Genomic DNA, 18,366 nt, shown 5'->3' with positions numbered 1-18,366 from the left:
GCCACGACCGGCCCCGGATCCCTTCACTTGATCCGGGGCTCTCGCGTGCGTCAGGCCGCTGCAAAGCGGGCGCCGGCCCGTGCGAAGCCGCCTCGTGGGGTGCTCCGGACGCCGGACGGCCCAGGCCTCCAGAGGAAATCCGCACCCTGCCTTACTTCCCCGCGTATTTTTTATTTCCCGCGAACTTGCGGAACCAGGTATCTTGCATCGCATGGAACCAGGTGATTCGACCAAGCAGGCCAGGGCAGCCGCCCAGCTGCGTAAGGGCGTCCTGGAGTACTGCGTGCTCGCCCTGATGCGGGACCGCCCCCGCTACGGCGTGGAACTCCTGCACTCCTTGGAGGAGTCCGGCGCTCTGGCCACCAGCCAGGGCACGGTCTATCCGCTGCTCTCCCGGCTGCGCCGCGACGATCTGGTCACCACCACCTGGCAGGAGTCCGCATCGGGCCCTCCCCGCCGTTACTACGCACTCACCGACAGCGGCCGGGCCGCACTCGACGAGTTCACCCGCGTCTGGCCCGGCTTTCGCGACGCGGTCGACACTTTCCTGAACACCCAGCCCCCCTCCGACGGAGACCTCGCATGAAGACCTCTTCCGATCTCGTACGCGACTACCTCTCCACCGTCGAGCGCGAGGCCTCCGCACTCCCCGCCGACCGCCGGCAGGAACTCCTCGCCGACCTCACCGAACACATAGAGGTGACCCGGGCCGAACGCCCCAGCACCGCGATCGGTGACATCCTCTCGGAGTTGGGCGATCCCCGCACGATCGCGGCGACGGCGCTGTCCGAGTCGGGGAACGGGACCGCCGGGGTAGGGACCGGCGCCGGCGCACCGATCCGTCGCGCCAAGGTGCACCCCTTGGTCCCGCTGCTGATGCTCACTCTCGCGCTGCCGTTCGCCATGGTCTTCCCCGACCTCCCCGGGCCGGTGTTCGCCTTCGTGTTCCGCATCAGTGGCGCGGTACTCCTCTGCACCTCCGTGCACTGGACCACTGTCCAGAAGACCACCGGCGTACTGATCACCGCCGTCCTGCCGACTGCCGTCATCGCCGCCTGGAACCTGTCCGGCGGCGGCCCGGAGGGCGACACCCCGGCCCTCCTGGCCAACGTGGCAATGCTCGCCCTGCTCGTCGGCACGGCGGCATGGCTCTGGCGCACCCGCCGCGCCTGAGGCGCCGTGCCTGGTGTGCTGGCCCCCCGGAAACGGGCCCTCGTCTTGCCGTTCGTCGGCTGGCTGCCGTTCGACGTCTGCGCTGCCAGGAGGTCAGTCGAGCCAGATCACCATCGCGTGATCGGCGGAGGCTGCGGCCTCGAAAAACTCCGTCAGAGGGGTGAAGAGGTCGCGGGCCCATTCCAGCGAGGTCGGTGAGTCCCAGATCTGGGGATAGACCTCGGCTGCGGCGAGCTCGGCGTGGCCGACGCCCTGGATCAGCTCGTCGTAGGTCATCCCGCGCAATCTGCCGGCGGCGAGCCGTACCCGGTCGACGGTCAGATATCGCGGCGGCTCGTAACCCCAGTCGTCGGCCTCGGGGATGAGTTCCTCGCCGAAGATGACCCGCTGACCCGGTCGAGGTCGCCGGATCCCCACTGGTCCCCAGAAACGATCAAGGGCCGGTCTCGGATTTCTCCGAGACCGGCCCTGACCTACGACTCTCACGAGTCGGGACGACAGGATTTGAACCTGCGACCCCTTGACCCCCAGTCAAGTGCGCTACCAAGCTGCGCCACGTCCCGCTGTCCGTCTGACCTGGGCTTTCGCCCTGGCCGAACGCGCATGAGAACAATACCGCACTTGCACCGGTGCTCACGAACCCATTCCGGCGACTTGACCTCAACCTCGATTGAGGTTGAACGCTGGGGCGCATGACAGCCACGATTCCCGCGCCGCCCCACGGATACGACGACCTGGGCCGGCTCATGAGCCTCATGACGGGCGACGAGAAGCACGGTCCCGCCGCCACCTCCACCCTGGACGCCCTCTGGGTGCTCTACGACCGGGTGCTCCGGGTCTCGCCCGGCACCGTCGACGCACCCGGCCGTGACCGGTTCCTGCTGTCCAAGGGACACGGCCCCATGGCGTACTACGCCGTGCTGGCCGCCCGTGGCTTCTTCGGCGAGGAGCTGCTCCCGGGCTTCGGGGCGTACGACTCGCCTCTCGGGCACCATCCCGACCGGCTCCTGGTGCCGGGAGCGGAGATCGGCAGTGGATCGCTCGGGCACGGGCTCCCCCTCGCCGTGGGCAGCGCGCTGGGACTGCGGGCGCAAGGGCTCACGGACCCGCGGGTGTGGGTGCTGACCGGCGATGCGGAGTTGGACGAGGGCAGCAACCACGAGGCGATCGCCTTCGCCGGCCCGGCCGGCCTCGATCAGCTGCACACCGTGGTGATCGACAACGCCTCGGCCACGCACGGCAGGCGCGGCGGAATCGCGGCCCGGTTCGAGGCGGCGGGCTGGTCGGTCCGCACCGTGGACGGCCGGGACCACGAGGCGCTCTGCACCGCCTTCACCGCACCGCACCCCGGCCGGCCCCATGCGGTGATCGCATGCGTGGCGCCCAAGGGCTGACCAGCGCAGAGCACAGCGCACCTGTCGCATGACACCACGGAGGACACCGAACATGGACACCATGCGTGACCGCTTCATCGCCACCACCACACGACTGCTGGAGGAGGACCCCCGCCTGGCCCTGCTGCTGGCCGAGATCAGCCGGGACGGATTCGAAGGCGCCGCGAGGGCCCACCCCGACCGGGTGATCAACGTCGGGATCAGGGAGCAACTGCTCATCGGCGCGGGGGCCGGAATGGCCCTGACCGGGATGCGGCCCTTCATGCACACGTTCGCCAGCTTCCTCGTCGAGCGGCCGTTCGAGCAGGTGAAGCTGGACCTCGGTCACCAGGGAGTGGGTGGCGTCCTGGTCAGCGCCGGCGGCTCGTACGACTGGCCGGCCGGCGGCTTCACCCACATGGCACCGGGCGACGTCGCGCTCCTCGACACGCTCGACGGCTGGACGGTGCACGTGCCGGGCCACCCCGACGAGGCCGAGACGCTCCTGCGGCAGGCCGCCGCCGGGGACGACCGCGTCTACGTGCGGCTCTCCCTCCAGTCGAACCGTAGGGCCCGCCCGGTCGGCCCGGCTCTCAGCACGCTGCGCCAGGGGGCGGGCGGGGTGGTGATCGCCGTCGGGCCGATGCTCGACGACGTACTCACGGCGACGGACGGCCTGGACGTGACCGTGCTGTACGCGGCGACCGTGCGCCCCTTCGACGCGGCGGGACTCCGCCGCGCGGCCGGTGCGTCCGGCAACGCGGACGTGGTGATCGTCGAGCCCTACCTGGCGGGTACGTCGACCGCCGAGGCGAACGACGCCCTGGCGGACATCCCCCACCGTGTGCTCGGGCTCGGCGTGGGCCGGGCCGAGCTGCGCCGGTACGGGCAGATGGCGGACCATCTCGCGGCCCACGGGCTCGACGCGCGCACCCTGCGGCAGCGGATCGCGGGCTTCATGACCCTGTGACTCCTCAGCCGCCCTCGGAAGGCGGCCGCGCCGCCCCCGGGTGCGCCGAGTGGAGCCGGCGAGGGGCGGCCTGACGCCAGGAGTCGACGAGCACCGCCGTCAGCTCGGCGGTGTCGTCGAGGGCGGCCAGCCGCACCCGCAGCCAGGCGTAGGCGTCGTCGTGGCCCGGCCGCACGAAGAACTTCTGCGGTTCCGAGGCGATCAGCTCGGCCCGGTCCTCGATGGGGCATTTCACACCCATCGTCGCGTCGTCGTCACCGAGCGCGGCGAAGATCTTGCCGGCCACCCGGAAGGTGGGCTGCCCCCATGCGAGCTTCTCCGAGGTCTCGGGGAGGGAAAGCGCGATCGAGCGGACGTCGGCGGCGGTGGTGGGCATGCCCGGTCTCCCGTCTGACTCAGCGGTCACTCCGACGGTAGTCCGCAGCAACGAGGTTCGTGCACCGACGCGGGAGCCCATCGGGGCATTGACCCGACCATGCCATGAATTTACTCTGAACCACGCACCGGAGAAAGCGCTTTCCACACCTGTCGGCCCTCACCCGCACCGGGAGCGCCCTCATGAGCAGCAGCCCGTTACGCAGCAGCCCTGAGCTCCAGGCGTCCTCCCCGTCGTCGATCGCCCTCGTCACGCTCGTCACGATCCTGGCGCTGATCGTGGGTTCGGTGACGGGTGCCGCACTCCCGACGGATTTCCCGGCCGACTTCCGCGTGCTGGTGTTCTCCGGAAGGTCCGCGGCGACGACTCCGGACCCGGTCCCCGCCGCAGTCGCGGCGCTGCGGAAGCTCGGCGCCGAGAACGGGTTCGGGGTCGAGGCGACGGACGATCCAGCCGTCTTCGACGACGAGGATCTGGCGCGTTTCGGCACCGTCGTCTTCAACAACACCACCTCGGCGCAGAACGGCGCGCTCGACGCGGGCGAGCGTGCCGCCCTGCGGAGATACGTCCGGGCGGGCGGCGGGTGGGTCGGCATGCATGACGCCTCCGCGGGCACGGGCGACTGGGACTGGGACTGGTACGAGGGGCTGGTCGGCGCGGAACTCGACCGCGCCACACCGCCGCAGACGGGTCGGATCAGGGTCCTGGACCACGCGCATCCCTCCACGGTGACGCTTCCCGACCTCTGGGAGCGCACGGAGGAGTGGCCCAGCTGGCGGACCGACCCGGACACCACGGTGCACACCCTCGCCCGTATCCGGGTGCGCGACGGCGTCACCGGGCCGGGCGAGGGTGTGGATCACCCTTGGTCCTGGTGCCAGAACTACGACGGCGGGCGTTCCTGGTTCACGGCGGGCGGGTCCGTACCGTCGGCCTTCGAGGACGAGAGCTTCCTCGCCCACCTGCTGGGCGGCATCGAATGGGCGGCGGGCGCGGCGGAGGGCGACTGCACCGCGACACGGGCCGGCGCCTTCCGGCGGGCGGCCCTCGCGGCCGGGGGCCTGACCGATCCGGTCGACGTCGCCGTGGCCCCCGACCGCCGGGTGTTCGTCGCCGAACGCACGGGCGAGCTCAGGGTCATCGACCCGCGCACGGCCCGGATCTCCACCGCCCTCGACCTCGCCCACACGCCGGAGGCGGCCGCACGCTCCGACGGTCTGATCGCCCTCGCGCTGGATCCGGACTTCGAGGAGAACGGCCGGCTCTACCTGCTGCGTTCCGACACGACGGCGAGCCGGCTGCATCTCTCGCGGTTCACGATGCGCGGGGCCAGGGTCGATCCGGCATCGGAGAAGCGTCTGCTCTCCCTCCCGGGCCGTCGCTCCACGCGTGGTGGTGTCCCCGCCTCCTCCGGGTCGCTCGCCTTCGACGCGGCCGGTCACCTGTACGCCGCGACGGGCGACAGCACGCTTCCCTCCGCATCGGCGGCTTCGGCGGACCTGCGTGGGGCGATCCTCCGGATCACGCCTCAGGACGACGGCACCTACACCGTGCCGGAGGGGAATCTCTTCGCTCCGGGCACGGACGGGACCGCCCCCGAGATCTATGCGACAGGCATGCGAAACTCCTACCGCTTCACCGTGGACCCGAAGGGCGGCGCCCTGCTGATCGCCCACGACGGCGCGGACGGAGTGGTGGGGTACTCCCGGATCACCGCAGCTGGACGGATGGGCCGGCCGTACTGCGCCGGCGGTGCTCCCAGGGATCCGGTCTGCGCGCCCCGGGCCGCCGGTTCGCCCGGCGCCACGGACCAGGCCCTCGCCGCCGCTGCGATGAGCGGGCCCGTCTACAGCTACGATCCGGGCAACCTCTACCGGACCCGGTTCCCCGAGTACTTCGCCGGGAAGTGGCTGACGTACGACCGGACCGCCCGGCGTTTCCAGACACTCTCCTTCCAGCGCTCGGACCAGGTGTTCCCCTCCGGATTCCCGACGGCCGAAGCGGGTGAACTCCGTTCCGTGGACGGGGTGTTCGCGGACATGGAGTGGGGACGCCCGGCCGCTGCGGCCTTCGGCCCGGACGGCGCCCTGTACGTCATCGACGCGGGGCTCGGCAGTGGCACGGACGGTGAGGGCGGCAGCGAGGGTGCCGGCGTCTTCCGGATCGACTACGTCGGCGACGGCCGGCCGCCGGAGGCCGGCATCACCTCCGACCGCGACAACGGCTCCGCCCCGCTCACGGTGGCCTTCACGGGAAGGGCCACCAGTACGGGCACGGCCACGAGCGCGGGCACAGAGGCAAGCGGGCGTCCAGAGGCAAGCGGGCGCACCGGCGCGGGCACAGACGCAGGCGCGGATCCGGGTTCCCGCCCCGCAGCGGCAGAACGGGTGACGTACGCCTGGGACTTCGACGGTGACGGCGCCACCGACTCGACGGAGGCGGACCCTTCGTACACGTACCGCACGGCCGGGCTGTACACGGCGCGGCTCACGGTGACCGGGCCCGGGGGCACGTCGGCGACGGCAGGCCGGGAGATCGCCGTCGGCAACACGCGGCCCCGTGTGTCCGTCCGGCGGCCGTCGGACGGGGGCCTGTTCCGCTTCGGCGACACCATCGGATTCACCGTGGACGTACTGGACGAGGAGGACGCTGGTGGCCCCGAGCGCGGAGCGCGCGCCGGCGTCGACTGCTCACGGATCCTCGTACGATCACCCCTCGGCCACCCCACCAGGCTCCTGCCCCGTGCGGGCTCCTCGGGCTGCCACGGCTCGATCGCCACGAAGTCCGGGGCGGACACAGGTGCCGGGACCCACCGGGTGACGGTGGAGTACACGGACGAGGGCGCTCGTGGCGCGCCCGAACTCACCGGCTCCGCCTCCCTCACCCTGCGCACCGCTTTCCAGGAGGCGGAACGGTTCACGACGACCGGAGGCGTCCATGGCGGCGCCGTGGCCGGCAGCCGCGCGGGCTCCTCGGGCGGCAGGGCGCTGACCGAGATCGAGGACGGCGACTGGATCGCCTTCGCTCCGGTGCACCTGGCGGGGGTCCACTCGGTGACGGTCCGTGCGACGCCGTGCGGCCTGGGCGGCACCGTCCAGTTCCGGTCGGGCTCCCCGAGCGGCCCCCTGCTCGGTTCGCTGTCGGTGCCGGCCGCCGCGAAGGGTGGGGGTGCCACGAGCGAGGGCGGAGGCGTGTCACGTACGGCGGCCCTGAGGAGCCCCGGCGGTGACGCACGGCTCTACATGGTGTTCGTCAACTCCCGCTGGACGAGCGAGGCGCCGGACCTGTTCACGGTCGACTGGTTGCGGTTCGACGGGCCGCGCACCGGCTGACACTTCCGTGGCCGGTGCCGGAGCTGATGCCTGGAACGGCCCGGGGCCGGCAGCCCCGCGAGGTGGATCAGGGGCGGTGGTGGGTCTCCCGGTGCTCGATCTGCGCGACGATCTCCCGGGCGAGCAGCTTGATGACCTCCAGTCCCGCCCGTCCCCACGGCCGTGGCACGGTGTCCACGGCACAGACCGTGCCGAGCGCGACGCCCGTCCGGTCGATGAGCGGTGCGCCAAGGTAGGACCGGATGCCTATGTCGTCGACCACGGGATTGCCCGCGAACCGCGGGTAGTCGCAGACGTCCTCCAGCACCAGGGCCTTGCGCCGTTCCAGGACGTGCGGGCAGTAGCCGTGGTCCCGGGCCATGTAGCGCCTGCGGCTTCCGCCGGCCGCGGCAGCCGCACCGAGGTCCGCCCCGCGTGCCGTTCCGGAGGGAGTGTGCAGCCCTGCGAAGAACTGCCGGTTCTCGTCGATGAAGTTGACCATCGAGAACGGGGTCGCGGTCACCTCGGCCACCCGGTCGGCGAAGGCGTCGAAGCAGTCGTACGACGCGTCCGCCCGCTCCCCCAGCCCCAGCCTCCGCAGCCGCGCGCTCCGGCGGGGAGCGTCCTGGTCGACGGGGGTGAGCAACGGCCGGCCTTCCCCGTACGGAGTCACGGACGGGCCCCGAACCCCGAGAGCGGCGCGGGCGCCGTGGCGTTGATGAGGTGCTGGACGAGGGTGACCAGCGCGCCCGTGCCCGAACTGGCGATGCGGGCGTCGCACAGGACGACGGGCACCTCGGGCCCCAGGTCGAGCGCCGCCCTCACCTCTTCCGGCTCGTAGCGGTAGGCGCCGTCGAATTCGTTGACGGCGACGATGAACCCGATGCCCCGGCGCTCGAAGAAGTCGACGGCCGCGAAGCACTCCGCCAGCCGCCGGGTGTCCGCGAGCACGACGGCGCCGAGTGCCCCCTTGGAGAGCTCGTCCCACATGAACCAGAACCGCTCCTGGCCGGGCGTGCCGAACAGGTAGAGCACGTGCTGCGCGGACAGCGTGATCCGGCCGAAGTCCATGGCCACGGTGGTCGCCGTCTTGGACTCGATGCCTTCGAGGCTGTCCGTCGCGACGCTGACCTGTGTCAGGAGCTCCTCGGTGCTCAGCGGAGCGATCTCACTGACGGCACCCACGAACGTGGTCTTGCCGACGCCGAACCCGCCCGCGACCAGGACCTTGAGCGCGACGGGAAAGAACTCGGAGCTGTCAGAGCTGTCGTCGTAGACCATCGAGCACTGCCTCCAGCAGGGATCGGTCGGTGGGCATGTCATGGAATGCGGGAGCGTGCGCGGTGACCGCACCGCAGTCCACCAGGTCGGACAGGAGGACCTTGGTGATGACCGCGGGCAGTCTGAGATGGGCGGCGATCTCCGCGACGGACGTGGGGCCGTCGCAGAGTTCCAGGGCCACGGTGTGTTCGGGTCCCAGGTGGCCCTGTGGCCGCCTGCCCGTGGCCATCACCAGGGAGAGCAGATCGAGCACGGTCGTCGGCCTCGTCCGGCCGTTGCTCACGGTGTACGGGCGGATGAGCCGGCCGGCCGCGTCGTCGAGCAGGGGCCCGTCCTGCGGGGCCGGCATCCTCACAGCCCCGGGGTGAACGGCGCTCCGGCCGGCTGCCGGAGGGGCGTCATCAGGTAGGGCCGCACGCTCTTGACCAGCATGGCCATCTCGTACCCCAGTACGGCGGCGTCCGCCTCGCGCCCCGCGAGGACGGCGAGACAGGTGCCGGAGCCCGCGGTCGAGACGAACAGGAGCGTCGAGTCGAGCTCGACGACGACCTGCCGCACGTCACCGTTGTCGCCGAAGCGAGCGCCCGCACTGCGGCCGAGGGAGTACAGCCCGGCGGCCAGGGCCGCCATGTGATCGGCGCTGTCGGCGTCCATGCCATGGACGGATTTCACCAGGCCGTCCGCCGAGAGGAGGACCGCGCTGCGCGTGTAGGGCACGCGCTGGACCAGGCCGCTCAGCAGCCAGTCGAGGTCCGAGACCTGACCGGACGGCATTTCGCTCGTCATGTGGCATCTACTCCTTGAAGTTCTCGGTTCGTGGATCCGGTTCGGAGGGCCGGGGCCCGGGGTGGCCCGGGACCGGGCGCCCCGTGCCGGGAGTCGCGGTGGTGCCGCGGAACGGCAGCGGGGCGAGGCCGGGCGACCTCTGTGCCCCGAGGTCCGCTGTGGGAGCGGGGCTCCCTGCGGGCACGGTGTCCGGTGCGCCCCAGGCGGTCCCGGGGTCCTCCTCCGCCGTCTGCGCCTCGGCCAGGTCGACCCCCCTCCGGAAGGCGGCCATCAGCCCCGGGTCGTGCAATGCGTTCTCGTCCTCGGCCCGTTGTACGGGTGCGGCCCTGAGCTGCGGGGCCAGATGCTCCTGGTTGCTGCGCCTGGGCAGCTGGGGCCGGGCGTGGCCGGAGGGAGCTGCGGGGGTGGCCGGTGTTTCGGCGGGACGGCCGTGCTCCGCCTGGGCAGGCACGGGCGCGGGCGCGGCGGGCTCGGGGGAGGTGACCGCCTCGGCGGGCGCCACCGGCGCGACGGGGGCGGGCGGGGCGGGCCGCGCGGCGGGCGGGGATGCGGCGAGGTTGGGACGGTCGACCCGCTCGGCGCGCAGCGGCAGGGGCGGCCCCTGGTCCTGGCGCCGGGACTGGCGGGGTGGCTGGTCCAGCCGCAGAGGGGGCTGCGCCGAGGGGGCCTGCTTCTCGTCGTCGGCGGGCGGGCGGTGTACGGGGCCGGGGGTCGGCACCGGCGCCGCGCCGGGTTCCGTGGTGGTGTCGATGTCGATGCCCAGGAGTACCTCGGGCAGGACCAGCACCGCCTGCGTGCCCCCGTAGATGTTGCTCTGGAGCCGCACGGCGATGCCGTGCCTGCGCGCCAGGGAGGCGACGACGAACAGGCCGATGCGGCCGTCCTGCAGCAGGTGGGCGACATTGACCTGGTCGGGGTCGGCGAGCAGCGTGTTCATCCGCTTCTGCTCGGGGCCCGGCATGCCGAGTCCTCGGTCCTCGACCTCCAGCGCGAGCCCGGCGGTCACGCGCTGTGCGCGCAGCAGGACCTGGGTGTGGGGTGCCGAGAACACCGTCGCGTTCTCGACGAGTTCGGCGAGGAGGTGGATCACGTCGGCGACGGCATGTCCGCGCAGCGTGCCGTCGATCGGCGGTACGAGCTTGACGCGTGGGTACTGCTCGACCTCCGCGATCGCCGAGCGGAGCACCTCCGTCATGGAGACGGGGTTGCTCCACTGCCGCCGGGACACGGCGCCGCCCAGTACGGCGAGGTTCTCCGCGTGCCTGCGGATGCGGGTGGCGAGATGGTCGACGTGGAAGAGACCCTTGAGCAGGTCGGGGTCCTCGACCTCGTGCTCCAGTTCGTCGAGGATCTGGATCTCACGGTGCACGAGGGACTGGAGCCGCCGGGCGAGGTTGACGAAGACCTCGACCTTCTGTTCGTTCCCGTTGCCGCGGAACAACTGCGAGGCCTGGACGACCGCGGCCACCGCGTCGTTCTGCGCCCGGCCCATCTCGTGCGCGAGGAGGTCGAAGGCGTCGGCGTCGGGGGCGGCTCCGGGTACGGCCCGCCGGGCCGGCACGGGTTCGCCTTCACGCAACTGCTCGACGACGTGCTGGAGCTCGGCGTTGTGCTGGGCGCTGGCGCGCCGCAGCGCGAGGCAGCGGTCGAGCACGCCGCCGGCGACACGGCTGGCCCCCAGGTAGGCGGCGGCCACGGCCGCCACGGCCAGCGCCCCGGATCCTCCGAGGGCCGCCAGAAGACTGCCGGACGGGCGCACGCCGGAGGCCCGGATGGTGAAGATGACCGCCGCGGCGCCGCTGAGCACGGCTGCCACCGTGGGCAGGAGGGCGGTGCGCAGTACCTGGGGCCGCAGACGTGCGTCGGGGACGGGCCGTGCGGTGCGCGGCCGGTTCTGGGCCGAGTGCGAACGGCCACCCGGACGGCCGTGCCGTCCGCCTTCGCGGCGTTCCGGTCGCGCGGTGGGTGCGCGAAGTTGAGACATCATCGTCCTCGGTACGTGGGGCACCAGGAATCGGCATTCGTGTGGTGACACCTACGGTGGTCGGTCAGGCCCGGGTCAACGGCTGGGGCAGGCTCGACCGATATGAGCCCACCGTTGATCACCGGCCACACACGGTAGTCGTCAATCGTCCGTGCCCGGCGTGCAGTTGTCGAAGTTGCCCGCCATGCGTCCCGCTCTGGTATGACACCTCGCACGGGCAGCCGAATACCTCCGCACGCCGCTCCGGACGCACAGCCGAGTCCCGAACTCCTGCACGAATCGCGGGCGGGGCGACGCCCCGGCGGCCCACAGCACGCAGGAGGAGCGGGACCCCCGGACGGTCCGGGGTTCCCGCTCCTCATCACTCCGTACGCGCGCTCGGTCCGGACGCGGCACGGGCACCTGGAAGAAGTCGGTGCCTGACGCCGGGTAGCTGGGCTGGTTCTAGGTGGTCTGCTGCCGGACCCCCTCCACCCGGAGCAGGGAGGCGAGCAAGGTCGCGGTTCTCCGGCGGGTGGGTGGGGTGCGCCTCATCGAGGGTCTCTCCTCCGGCGGGGCGGGGTGGTGGCCGGGCGACGCCCGGTGGTCCGGGGCGGTTCAGTCACGGCGCAGGCCGAGGTCTTCCATGCGGACCAGGCGTCCGGTGGCCAGGGACGCGTAGACGCCGACGCCTGCGGAGCCGCTGCGCGGTCCGTCGGGCATAGCCCTCCCGGCGGGGCAGGGGTTCGCGTCCGGAGCTCTCGCGTCCGGCATTGCGGGGCGGGGCTCACTGCTGCCTCCATCGATACGGGTGGGGACTGCCGGTCGGCGGTGCGCCCTGCTCCGCCGGTGCGTTCAGCGCTCGTGCACGACCACGGACTCCAGCGGTGGCACCGTGACGCGCCCCACCGCGTCCTGTCCGCTCAGGAGTTCACGTCCCTCGGCGGGTACCTCGACGGCGCGTTCGGTGTGGTTGATGACGAAGAGGAAGCTGCTGCCGTCGTCGGCGTGCCGCCGTACCGCCTCGACGCCCTCCGGGAGACCGGCGACGACAGGGGCGACACCGGCCTCGGCGAGACAAGCGCCGATGATTCCGGCGACGCCCTCATCGTCCGGGCGTGTGGCGACGTACCAGGCGCTGCCCCGGCCGGCGTCGTTCCGGGTGACGGCCGGCAGACCCGCGAGAGGCCCGTCGGCCCAGGTGCGCAGCGCCTCGGCACCTTCGAGGTGCGTCTTCTCGCTCCAGAGATCGGCGCGCGTTCCGTCGTCCAGGGTCAGCACTTCGCCCTCCTGGAGCGGGTAGAACTCCTCGGTGCGCACGCCGAGGAGTTCACGGAACGCGCCGGGGTAACCGCCGAGCCGGACGTGGTCGTGTTCGTCGACGATTCCGCTGAAGAAGGTGACGAGCACAACGGCGCCCGCGTGCGCGGCCCCGGCGATGCGTGCGGCGTCCTCGTCGGAGACGGTGTGGAGCGTGGGGACGACCAAGGCCTTGTACGCCGACGCGTCGGTCGCGGCGGAGACGATGTCGACGGCGATGCCGCGCTGCCAGAGTGCGCGGTACCAGCGCATCACCTCCTCCATGTAGCCGAGGGCCTGGGTGGGGCCGCCCTCGGCCTCCGTACTCCACCAGGAGGGGTAGTCGACGACGAGCGCGACGTCCGCCCTGACACGGCTCCCCTTCACCGGGGCCAGCGTCTTGAGGATCCGGCCCAGCTCCACGGTGTTGCGCCACACGTCGGTGTCCCGGCCGGCGTGCGGGAGCATGGCGGAGTGGTACTTCTCGGCGCCGGCGGCCGACTGCCGCCACTGGAAGAACATCACGGCGTCCGCGCCGCGCGCCACGTGGGAGAGGGAGTTGCGCAGCATCTCCCCGGCACGCTTGGCACTGTTGCGCGGCTGCCAGTTGACGGCCGAGGTCGAGTGTTCCATCAGCATCCACGGCGCCCCTCCGGCGACGCCCCGGCTGAGGTCGGCGCTGAAGGCGAGCCCGATGTGGGCCTCCGGATCGCTTGCGACCAGGTAGTGGTCGTTGGCGACCACGTCCATGTGCTGCGACCAGGAGAAGTAGTCCACCCACTTGTTCGCGGTGGTCATCATGAAGTTCGTCGTGGTCGGCACGTGCGGGGTGACCTCGCGCAGCACCTCGCACAGCGCCCTGTAGTGGACGAGCTGTTCGTCGGAGGAGAACCGGGCGAAGTCGAGCCGCTGGGTGGGATTGACGAAGGTGGGAGAAGCCCTCGGCGGGAGGATCTCCTCGAAGGAGTCGTAGCGCTGCGACCAGAAGGCCGTCCCCCAGGCGGCGTTGAGCCCTGCGATCGTGCCGTAGCGGTTCTCGAGCCAGCCGCGGAACGCCTCGGCGGCGGCGTCCGAGTGGTCGTGCGGCACGTGACAGCCGAGTTCGTTGTCGACGTGCCACAGAGCCAGTGCGGGGTGCTCACCGTAACGCTCGGCCATCCGGCGGGTCATCCGCACGGCGTAGTCGCGGAACACCGGCGAGGAGACCGCGTAGGACTGCCTGGACCCCTGGTGGAGCACGGTGCCGTCGGCGAGTTCGGGCAGGATCTCGGGGTGTGTGCGTGTCAGCCACGGCGGCGGTGAGGCGGTGGCGGTGGCGAGAGCGACGCGTATGCCTCCGGCGTGCAGCCGGTCCAGCACCTCGTCCAGCCAGCCGAAGTCGAACTCTCCCTCGCGTGGCTCCAGTTGTGCCCAGGAGAAGATCGCGAGGCTGACGAGGCCGACGCCGGCCTCCCGCATCAGCTCCACGTCCTCCACCTGCACGTCCAGGGGCCATTGCTCGGGGTTGTAGTCACCTCCGTAGGCGATGCCGGCGGTGTGCAGGGGCCAGGGGCGTTCGGTCGGCATGCCGGTCGTTCCTCTCGCGGGCACGCGGTGCCCGTTCCGGTGTGAGTGATCTGTCGAAGCGGCGGTATGAAACGATTCACAAACGCGCTGCAAGACACGACACGTAGTTTCGATCGGTGACTGCGGCCGTCCCCTCACGGCCTTCGCACTTCGACGCGGCAACGGCCGGTCCCCTCCGGCCGGCCCGGGCCGCCCTCGAGGCGCGGGCCCTGCTCACAAGCCTTCCACGGAGAGCGATCCGCGGCTGGAAGGGCGTTCCTCCGTCGTCACGTCGGCCGCATCCCGCTTCGGCAGGAGCCTAGGCAGGGCGCTGTGTTGACGTCAACATGCGTGCACCGGGTCATGAGGTCCCCCCGACGGGAAGGCGCATGTGCGCGGTGTGGAAGGACTGCTGTCCACGTGAAGTCATGCCGCTCACGGTCCACTTCACCTGCTCCGGCGCAGCCCGTAACCGGGGCGGGGGTCCGCACGACCGGTGCTCGCCGGTCCCGCGTACCCCTCGCATACCCTGGCGGGATCACTCAGTACTCGGCACGGGCGCCCGGGAGAAGCCATGGACGGCGTGGAAGCAGAACTTGGGCGCGTCCGGCCGCGCCGACGTGACGCGTCCATCGACGACGTGGCACGGCACGCGGGCGTCTCCGGCCAGACCGTGTCCCGCGTGGCGAACGGCCGCAGCAATGTGGGAGCGGCCACCCGGGAGCGGGTGCTGGCGGCGATGCGGGAGCTGGGGTACCGCCCCAACAGCGCGGCCAGGGCGCTGCGCTCGGGACAGTTCCGGAGTATCGGCGTCATCGTCTTCACGCTCACCTCGTACGGGAATCTGCGCACCCTGGAGGCGGTGGCGGCGGCGGCCACGGAGCAGCGGTACACGATCACTCTGATGCCGCTGGAGCGCCCCACCCATGCCGATGTGGACGTGGCTCTCGACCGGCTCGGCGAACAGGCCGTCGACGGGGTCATCGTGCTCATCGAGTCACATCTGATCGGCGCGGCCGAGGCACAGCTGCGCCGCGGGATCCCGGTGGTGACGGTGGACGCGCGGGTGGCCGGCCACTCCCCCGTCGTCGACACCGGCCAGGTGGCGGGCGCGCGGCTGGCGACCGAGCACCTTCTGGGGCTCGGTCACGAAACGGTGTGGCACGTCGCCGGGCCCCGGGACTCCGACCCCGCCGGCCTGCGCCTGCGGGGCTGGCGCGAGACCTTGCGCGCCCATGGCCGGCCGGTACCCCGGCCTCTCCACGGCGACTGGTACTCGGATTCCGGTTACGCGGCGGGGCGCCGGCTGGCCGCCGAGCCGGGGGTGACAGCCGTCTTCGCGGCCAACGACCAGATGGCTCTGGGAGTGCTGCGCGCGTTGACGGAGGCGCGCCTGCGCATACCCGAGGACGTGAGCGTCGCCGGCTTCGACGACATGCCGGAGGCCGGGAACTTCATTCCTCCCTTGACGACCGTCCACCAGGATTTCGCCGCCATCGGCCGGACCGCCGTGCACGCGCTGGTCCAGGAGATCGAGGGCGGTCCCTACGCGGAGTACCGAGGGATCAGTCCGCGTCTGACGGTCCGGAGCAGCACCACCGGGCCCGCCGCCCACCGGATCGCCGGCGGGCCCGTGCCCCTCTGACCGGTGGCACGAGGAGCCGGGACGCGCTCCGAGCACCGGTGCTGCCCACGCGGCCGACGGTGTGGCCGGGCGGGCGGTGGTGCCGAGGGCGGTTACGGCGGCCCGCCGTGACCGGGAAGCGTGGTGCTTCCGGCAGGTGCCTGTTCTCGATATGCCGACGACATGCGGCGGCTCGTAGCATCGGACCATGCGTGTGCTGATCGTCGAGGACGAGCCCTATCTGGCGGAAGCGATCCGCGACGGCCTGCGCCTGGAAGCCATCGCGGCCGACCTCGCGGGGGACGGCGACACCGCTCTGGAGCTGCTGAGCGTCAACACGTACGACATCGCCGTCCTCGACCGCGACATCCCTGGACCGTCAGGTGACGAGATCGCCGCACGCATCGTCGCGTCCGGCAGCGGGCTGCCGATCCTGATGCTCACTGCCGCCGACCGTCTCGACGACAAGGCCTCCGGCTTCGGGATCGGCGCCGACGACTACCTCACGAAGCCGTTCGAACTGCGGGAACTGGCACTCAGGCTCAGAGCGCTCGACCGCAGGCGCGCCCACGTCAGGCCGCCTGTGCGGGAGATCGCGGGTCTGCGGCTGGACCCGTTCCGTCGCGAGGTCCACCGCGACGGCCGCCACATCGCGCTGACCCGGAAACAGTTCGCCGTACTCGAGGTCCTCGTCGGCGCCGAAGGCGGTGTCGTCAGCGCCGAGGAGTTGCTGGAGCGGGCGTGGGACGAGAACGCCGACCCCTTCACCAACGCCGTGCGCATCACCGTCTCGGCCCTCCGCAAGCGCCTCGGCGAACCCTGGGTCATCGCCACCGTGCCGGGCGTTGGCTACCGCATCGACACCCATCCGCAGGCCGGACACGAGGGCGGAGACCGTGGATAGGAGGCCTGGACCGAGCGTCCGCTTCAAACTCACCCTCAGCTACGCGGGATTCCTCATGCTGGCCGGCGTCCTGCTGCTGGCGGCGGTGTGGGTGTTCCTCCTGCGGTACGTCCCCGAGCGGGCGATGCTCATCAACCCCGATGACCGGCCCACGAACGGCGTCTTCCCCGTCCGGTCGAACCTCCTGGACGTCTTCGCGCCGAGGGCGGCCGCAGTCCTGGCCTTCCTCCTGGTGATCGGCCTCGTGGGAGGGTGGATCCTCGCGGGCCGCATGCTCGCCCCGCTGACCCGCATCACCGAGGCCACACGCACCGCCACGAGCGGATCGCTCTCGCACCGCATCCGGCTGCCGGGCCGCGAGGACGAGTTCCGTGAACTCGCCGACGCCTTCGACGCCATGCTCGAACAACTGGAAGCACACGTCGCCGAACAGCGGAGGTTCGCGGCCAACGCCTCCCATGAGCTGCGCACCCCGCTCGCGGTCTCGAAGACCCTCCTCGATGTGGCCCGCGCGGATCCCACCAGCGATGCCCACGACATCATCGAGCGTCTGCACTCCGTCAACAGCCGGGCGATCGACCTCACCGAGGCACTGCTCCTGCTCAGCCGCGCCGATCAGCGCTCCTTCTCCCGGGAAGCCGTCGACCTGTCGTTGCTGGCGGAGGAGGCCACCGAGACGCTTCTCCCGCTCGCCGAGAGGCGGGGCGTGACGATCGAGACCTCCGGGGACCTCGCCGGCACCATGGGCTCGCCCACGCTCCTGTTGCAGCTGACCATGAACCTCGTACACAACGCGGTCGTCCACAACCTGCCCGAGCTGGGCACCGTGTGGGTGAGCACGGGCGTCCGCCCCGGCACCGTGGTGCTCACCGTCGAGAACACAGGGGAGAGAATCGCCTCGCAGCTGGTCCCGACCCTCACCGAGCCCTTCCAGCGGGGCACCGAGCGTGTGCACACCGACCACGCGGGCATCGGCCTCGGCCTCGCGATCGTCGAACGTGTCACCCAGGCACATGACGGCACACTCACCCTCACGCCCCGCTCGGAGGGCGGGCTCCGCATCACCGTGGAACTGCCGGCAGCGCCCCCACGCTCCGGCGGGTGACGCACCCGCCCCTTTCTCGCAAACCCGTGCGATTCCGAGGTGCCAACGCGGGGTAATGCGCCCTCTGACGGATGGCCGAGAGGGCGGGGGCGTCGCATGGGACGGACAGGCCGGACGTGGTGGTGGCGGGTGCTCGGCGGGCTCGCCGTCCTGTGGCTCGCTGCGGGCCTGACCGCGGTCTGGCTGCTGTTCGGCATGCGGCTCGCCGCGCTGACCGGCATCCCTGGGCCGACGGGCACCTTCGTGATCTCCGGCTGCTACGAAGGGATCGACGACACCGACATCAGCTGCCGGGGCAGTTACACACCGTCCTCCGCGTCCTCGGCCACCGGGGCTCCGGCGGCCCGGCCGCTGGTGCTCCGCTCCGCCTCCGGCGAACTCCGCCCGGGCACCCGGCGCGATGTACGGCTCGTCGGGGACGCGGTCTTCGCACCCTCGCCGCTGGGCGCGTCCGAGTACCTCACCTTCGCCGGGTGGACGGCCGTCACCCTCGGCCTGCCGGGCCACTGGCTGCTCACCTCGGCCCGGCGAGGGAAGCTTCGTGACGGTGATGCTTACGTCTTCGTCTGGTTGTTCTCCTTGATGGGAGTCATCGCACTCGGCATCCTCGCGCTGCCGGTGTTCTGGTTCCTGACGCTCTTCCAGGGATAAACATC

General features: G+C 71.5%; 17 protein-coding genes and 1 tRNA gene. 9 read left to right on the top strand and 9 right to left on the bottom strand.

The annotated features are described in order from the left end of the window. Window positions 1-211: 211 nt before the first annotated feature. Together ABZY45_RS26005 and ABZY45_RS26000 are read left to right on the top strand one after the other, a co-directional pair. Complete coding sequence (locus ABZY45_RS26005; protein ID WP_356743502.1) at window positions 212-586, top strand: PadR family transcriptional regulator; 375 nt, start codon at window positions 212-214, stop codon at window positions 584-586. After that, entirely contained in the window at window positions 583-1,173 is a 591-nt protein-coding gene (locus ABZY45_RS26000) for a hypothetical protein (RefSeq protein WP_356743501.1), read from the top strand. The genes ABZY45_RS26005 and ABZY45_RS26000 overlap by 4 nt, the downstream gene beginning before the upstream one ends. Window positions 1,174-1,266: 93 nt before the next feature. On the opposite strand, the gene ABZY45_RS25995 is transcribed toward ABZY45_RS26000, so the two are convergent. Both ABZY45_RS25995 and ABZY45_RS25990 read right to left on the bottom strand, forming a co-directional pair. After that, complete coding sequence (locus tag ABZY45_RS25995) at window positions 1,267-1,590, bottom strand: DUF1877 family protein (RefSeq protein ID WP_356743499.1); 324 nt, start codon at window positions 1,588-1,590, stop codon at window positions 1,267-1,269. Window positions 1,591-1,662: 72 nt separating this feature from the next. Next, a tRNA-Pro gene (locus tag ABZY45_RS25990) sits at window positions 1,663-1,736 on the bottom strand. 129 nt (window positions 1,737-1,865) lie between these two features. Here ABZY45_RS25990 and ABZY45_RS25985 point away from each other — a divergent pair. Together ABZY45_RS25985 and ABZY45_RS25980 are read left to right on the top strand one after the other, a co-directional pair. Then, a complete protein-coding gene (locus tag ABZY45_RS25985) occupies window positions 1,866-2,567 on the top strand; it encodes a transketolase (protein ID WP_356743498.1) in 702 nt (233 codons plus the stop codon). 52 nt (window positions 2,568-2,619) lie between these two features. After that, window positions 2,620-3,516: a transketolase gene (locus ABZY45_RS25980; protein ID WP_356743496.1), complete on the top strand. Its 897-nt coding sequence runs from the start codon at window positions 2,620-2,622 to the stop codon at window positions 3,514-3,516. Between the two features lie 4 nt (window positions 3,517-3,520). Here the strand turns inward: ABZY45_RS25980 and ABZY45_RS25975 are convergent, their stop codons facing one another. After that, window positions 3,521-3,892 carry an MmcQ/YjbR family DNA-binding protein gene (locus ABZY45_RS25975; protein ID WP_356743495.1) on the bottom strand — a complete coding sequence of 124 codons (372 nt, stop codon included), beginning with the start codon at window positions 3,890-3,892 and terminating at the stop codon, window positions 3,521-3,523. Between the two features lie 182 nt (window positions 3,893-4,074). Here ABZY45_RS25975 and ABZY45_RS25970 point away from each other — a divergent pair, with 182 nt between their 5' ends. Next, window positions 4,075-7,224, top strand: coding sequence for a ThuA domain-containing protein (locus ABZY45_RS25970; protein ID WP_356743493.1), 3,150 nt, complete (start codon window positions 4,075-4,077; stop codon window positions 7,222-7,224). A 67-nt stretch (window positions 7,225-7,291) separates the two neighbouring features. On the opposite strand, the gene ABZY45_RS25965 is transcribed toward ABZY45_RS25970, so the two are convergent. The 6 genes from ABZY45_RS25965 to ABZY45_RS25940 form a co-directional block, all read right to left on the bottom strand. Further along, complete coding sequence (locus ABZY45_RS25965; protein ID WP_356743491.1) at window positions 7,292-7,876, bottom strand: GAF domain-containing protein; 585 nt, start codon at window positions 7,874-7,876, stop codon at window positions 7,292-7,294. Continuing rightward, window positions 7,873-8,484, bottom strand: coding sequence for an ATP/GTP-binding protein (locus tag ABZY45_RS25960; protein ID WP_356743489.1), 612 nt, complete (start codon window positions 8,482-8,484; stop codon window positions 7,873-7,875). The genes ABZY45_RS25965 and ABZY45_RS25960 overlap by 4 nt, the downstream gene beginning before the upstream one ends. After that, complete coding sequence (locus ABZY45_RS25955; RefSeq protein WP_356743487.1) at window positions 8,462-8,833, bottom strand: DUF742 domain-containing protein; 372 nt, start codon at window positions 8,831-8,833, stop codon at window positions 8,462-8,464. Before ABZY45_RS25955 ends, ABZY45_RS25960 begins: the two co-directional genes overlap by 23 nt. A gap of 2 nt (window positions 8,834-8,835) precedes the next feature. After that, window positions 8,836-9,270, bottom strand: coding sequence for a roadblock/LC7 domain-containing protein (locus ABZY45_RS25950; RefSeq protein WP_014152748.1), 435 nt, complete (start codon window positions 9,268-9,270; stop codon window positions 8,836-8,838). Between the two features lie 7 nt (window positions 9,271-9,277). After that, window positions 9,278-11,254, bottom strand: coding sequence for an ATP-binding protein (locus tag ABZY45_RS25945; protein WP_356743485.1), 1,977 nt, complete (start codon window positions 11,252-11,254; stop codon window positions 9,278-9,280). A gap of 834 nt (window positions 11,255-12,088) precedes the next feature. Continuing rightward, a complete protein-coding gene (locus ABZY45_RS25940) occupies window positions 12,089-14,098 on the bottom strand; it encodes a beta-galactosidase (RefSeq protein WP_356743483.1) in 2,010 nt (669 codons plus the stop codon). A 562-nt stretch (window positions 14,099-14,660) separates the two neighbouring features. Between ABZY45_RS25940 and ABZY45_RS25935 the strand changes: the two genes are divergently transcribed. The 4 genes from ABZY45_RS25935 (at window position 14,661) to ABZY45_RS25920 (ending at window position 18,361) form a co-directional block, all read left to right on the top strand. Beyond that, window positions 14,661-15,722 carry a LacI family DNA-binding transcriptional regulator gene (locus tag ABZY45_RS25935; RefSeq protein WP_356743481.1) on the top strand — a complete coding sequence of 354 codons (1,062 nt, stop codon included), beginning with the start codon at window positions 14,661-14,663 and terminating at the stop codon, window positions 15,720-15,722. 187 nt (window positions 15,723-15,909) lie between these two features. Further along, on the top strand, window positions 15,910-16,605 hold the full coding sequence (locus ABZY45_RS25930; RefSeq protein ID WP_356743479.1) for a response regulator transcription factor: 696 nt from the start codon (window positions 15,910-15,912) through the stop codon (window positions 16,603-16,605). Further along, entirely contained in the window at window positions 16,598-17,710 is a 1,113-nt protein-coding gene (locus tag ABZY45_RS25925; protein ID WP_356743477.1) for a HAMP domain-containing sensor histidine kinase, read from the top strand. The genes ABZY45_RS25930 and ABZY45_RS25925 overlap by 8 nt, the downstream gene beginning before the upstream one ends. A 96-nt stretch (window positions 17,711-17,806) precedes the next feature. After that, window positions 17,807-18,361, top strand: a complete 555-nt coding sequence (locus ABZY45_RS25920) for a hypothetical protein (RefSeq protein WP_356743475.1) — start codon at window positions 17,807-17,809, stop codon at window positions 18,359-18,361. Window positions 18,362-18,366: the final 5 nt, after the last annotated feature.

It is taken from the genome of Streptomyces sp. NPDC006516, assembly GCF_040611875.1.
Classification (GTDB): Bacteria; Actinomycetota; Actinomycetes; order Streptomycetales; family Streptomycetaceae; genus Streptomyces.
The sequence above is the reverse complement of the archived record's forward strand: the minus strand, read 5'-3'. Positions and strand labels throughout refer to the sequence as shown.